1 protein-coding gene and 1 tRNA gene are annotated in these 618 nt (G+C 53.9%); both read right to left on the minus strand.

Annotated features, from left to right (window positions below):
- Positions 1–59: 59 nt before the first annotated feature.
- Positions 60–272: a preprotein translocase subunit SecE gene (secE, locus tag QF629_13025; GenBank protein ID MDP6014441.1), complete on the minus strand. Its 213-nt coding sequence runs from the start codon at positions 270–272 to the stop codon at positions 60–62.
- 94 nt (positions 273–366) lie between these two features.
- Positions 367–442, minus strand: a tRNA-Trp gene (locus tag QF629_13030).
- Positions 443–618: the final 176 nt, after the last annotated feature.

Genomic DNA, 618 nt, shown 5'->3' on the forward strand with positions numbered 1-618 from the left:
CACCTTGCATTCAAACCCGGAATAGACATGAATAATATACCACTTGTGGGACATAGAACTCAGCTTCCCAATCCGAGAAGGAGGCGCACACCAAAGGACATCAGGCGGTCCACGAAAAAGAAAAACACCGCCGCCATGAACACGAAGATGAACACCATCACCGTGGCGACGAGGGTTTCCTTGCGACTTGCCCAGGTCACCTTGGAGACCTCCTGGCGCACCTCGCGGACAAACTGTGACGGATTTACCTTTGCTTTTTCTGCCTTATCCATAGTCACGACAAATGCCAAACTTTATTCCGCCCCCGCCCCCCGCGCGGACAAACTCTGTAAAAACCGCGCCCAACCAAACCGGCGCGAAACAAACTGGCAGGAGTGGAGGGGATCGAACCCCCAACCTCCGGTTTTGGAGACCGGCGCTCTACCAGTTGAGCTACACTCCTCCGGCGCCCGTGGAACGCTTCCTTCACTTTCGAACCCGCGGAAACACCCGGGGAGACCCTGCGAAACCTTCAGAACGGATAACGGGCGGGAAGCATCTGCCTCCAGTATTTACAAAAAACGCAAATTTCAGTGCACCACAGGGATACACTTTGCAAAATTCGCAACTCTCCTTACT

It is taken from the genome of Alphaproteobacteria bacterium, assembly GCA_030739735.1.
GTDB lineage: Bacteria > Pseudomonadota > Alphaproteobacteria > UBA7887 > UBA7887 > UBA7887.